At 70.4% G+C, this 2,834-nt stretch carries 2 protein-coding genes and 1 pseudogene; 1 reads left to right on the top strand and 2 read right to left on the bottom strand.

The window, feature by feature from the left end:
• Nucleotides 1-86 (top strand): annotated as a pseudogene (locus ACWEBX_RS38870) (Lrp/AsnC family transcriptional regulator); the annotation flags it as partial.
• Between the two features lie 28 nt (nucleotides 87-114).
• On the opposite strand, the gene ACWEBX_RS38875 reads toward ACWEBX_RS38870, so the two are convergent.
• Nucleotides 115-2,037, bottom strand: coding sequence for a glycoside hydrolase family 5 protein (locus ACWEBX_RS38875; protein ID WP_451889423.1), 1,923 nt, complete (start codon nucleotides 2,035-2,037; stop codon nucleotides 115-117).
• Between the two features lie 236 nt (nucleotides 2,038-2,273).
• Nucleotides 2,274-2,834 (bottom strand): CHAP domain-containing protein (locus ACWEBX_RS38880; RefSeq protein WP_451889424.1); only part of this gene is annotated, 561 nt, incomplete at its 5' end.

Raw genomic sequence — 2,834 nt, forward strand, 5'->3', positions numbered from 1 at the left:
GCACGGTGCGGGAGCGGCTGAGGGTGCTGCCCGGGGCCTCGCACCTCGCCCTGGTGGGCGGCGACTTCGACGTCCTTCTGCTGGTGGCCGCGCGTCGAGGCGGCCCGGTCGTACTCAGCTCAGTTTGCGGCAGAGCAGCGCGGCCGGGCCCTGACTGGCGCCGAACCGGGTCGTGAAGGCGATTCCGGCGGCGTACTCGTCGTCGGCGCACTGGCCCTTGTAGTCACCGTTCGCGAAGTCGCCTCCGGCCGCGCCCGCGGGCCGGTTGTCGGAACGGTCGAACCACACCGTCCGCCCGGCGCCCGCCAGCGAGGTGGCGGCCGGAACGCAGAGCGCGGCGGATGTACGGCCGCCCCGGCGGCTGTAGCCGATGAGGAAGTTCCCCGACGGACACTGCAACTTGGTGTACCCCGAGGCCCAGTCGCCGCCCGAGGGCACATAGCGCTCGTCGGTGACGACCGTCTGGGTGTCGGCCGAGGAGCGGAGGTCGCCCGTGGAGACGTCGGTGCACAGCGCGCGAACACCGCTGTGGCCGAGCCCGATCAGCCGTTCGCCGTCGGGGCAGGTGGCCTTGGACGCGCCCGAGTTCCAGTCACCGCCCGCGCGCACCCGCAGCGACTGCACATAGTCGCCGTGATCGGTGGCGAGCATGTTCCGGCTCGGGACGGCGTCCACGGACCCGGTGCGGGTCGGGGCGGTCATGAGCCGGTTCCACGCGGTGCCGCGCCAGTCGGACTGGTCGAGGATTCCGTACCGGTTGCCGGAGGTGTCGTAGCGCAGCAGGGACCAGTCGTCGTGGCCTTCCCAGCCGACGAGCGGCCAGTAGGCGAAGTCGACGTCATGGTCGGCGAAGTAGTCGGTGATGTTGCCGAACCAGGTCCGGGCCGCCGTGCCCGTCTCGCCGGCGCCGATACCGAACTCGCTGATCCACACGGGAGCGGTGAAGTGCTGGTTCGCCTCGGAGGAGACGAAGAAGGCCTGGTCGTTCAGGACTTGGTAGAGCTGGTCGCGGCCGAGGTCCTGGTAGCGGGCGTCGTGGGTCTCGCCGATGCCGGTCGCCCCGCTGTGGCTGGGGCCGGTGTATCCGTAGAAGTGCGCGGAGTACACCAGCTTGCGGGCGGCGACGAGGGTGTGCGAGAGGTTGCGCGCGGGGGTGAGGGTGGGGCGGCCGTGCGGGAGCCCGTCGACCGGCAGGCCGGTCCAGTTGATCCCCTCGATGACGATGAGGAGGTTGCGGTTGGCCTCCGAGAGGATGCGGTCCGCGGCGAGCTGGGCGGCCGCGTACCAGTCGTGTGCGTCACCCAGGCCCCAGTTGGGGTCGTCGAGTATGTCTCGGCGTACTTCGTTGTAGAGATCGGCGCCCACCACGCGCGGGTCACCGGCGTAGCGGCGGGCCATGAAGACCCAGTCGTCCGCCCACTGCTGGGTGGACTGACCGCTGTTCCAGCGCTCGTTGCCGTCGACGCCGCAGCACCAACGCGAGGTGTTGGTGTGGTTGTTGAGGATGACGGCGAACCCGCTCTGGGTGAGGGCGGCGACCACGGCGTCGTAGACCTGCAGCGGTGTTCTGCCGCGCAGCCCCGGGTTGGCCGTGACGGCGGCGTCCGGCACCGGGGCCGTCGAGTGGATCATCTCGTTGGAGAAGGGCAGCCGGATGCTGTTGATGCCCAGCCGGTGGAAGTCGTCGAGCAGTTGGGGCAGCGACGCGCGGTCCAGGCCGAGAGGGATGCCGTAGGAGTTCTGGCCGGCGTGGTGGTTGGCCGGGTCGTCCTTGCTGCCGCTGCCCGTCCAGGAGCCTTGTGCGCCGTCCCAGTTGGCCGACTTCAGCCGGAAACGGTTGCCGTCGGCGTCCACGATGTACCGTCCGCGGGTGGAGAGCGGCGCCTTCCATGTCTCGGCCGCCGCGGCGGTGGCGGTGGTTCCCCGCGCGCTGTCCGCGGGATCCGAGGTGGCGGCGACCGCCCCCGGCGCCGTGGCCAGCAGCAGGAGGGCGGCTGCCGCCAATGTCAGGTACTTGCCAAATCTAAGGGTAGGCATCGGACCTCTGTGAGGGGTGTCGGTAAGCGAACGTGAGTGTCGGTGCCCACCGGCGACCAAGAAGGGGGTGCCGGTCGCCGAGGTTCCGGCGTGACGGGGCGAGTCGGGCTCGTGCCCGCCGGAGCCTAGCGGGAAGCCCCGGCCATGGTGAGAGTTCCGGTCAGCCGGTGAGCCGGCCGGCGGGTGAGTTGGTCGGCCGGTGAGTTGGTCGGCCGGTGAGTTGGTCGGCCGGCCGGTCAGCGGACTCGGATGAACATCACGTCATAACCGCTGTTCGTGCTGCGGGTCTTGATGTAGACGCCGTCGGAGCCGCCGTTGGGGTTGCCGGTGTTGCCCTCGACGGTGGTGAAGCCGGCGCCGCCGCTCACCGTTCGCACGATGCCTATATGTTCCTGCCCACCGGTGTAGTTGTTGCCCCCGTTCCAGTCGAAGGCCACGATGTCGCCCGGCTGCGGGTTCGTCGTGACGGAGAGGTGATAGGTGCCGGCCCGCGCCTGCTTGACCCAGCCCGAGACATAGGTGTTGCGGTAGGAGCTGGCCCCGGTCTGCTGGGCCACCCAGCTCACGAAGGTCGCGCACCAGGCGTAGTTGCGGGTGGACAGCGACAGGCCCACGGCCGATCCGTAGCTGTTCGCGCGGGCGCTGCCCTCGGCCGTGCCGACCTCGGCCGCGGCCAGAGCGAGGATCTTGCCGTAGCCGCCACCGGGCGGCGTGGAGGAGGGCGGGGTGACCGCGCCGTACAGAGCGGCCTTGGTGTTCGGATCCACCTGGCCGTCGACGGACAGACCCTTCTCGGC

Source organism: Streptomyces sp. NPDC005070, assembly GCF_053600395.1.

What these genes read in the sequence shown, in the direction of transcription:
- ACWEBX_RS38875 (WP_451889423.1), bottom strand. Translation starts at nt 2,037, where the DNA reads ATGCCTACCCTTAGATTTGGCAAGTACCTGACATTGGCGGCAGCCGCC.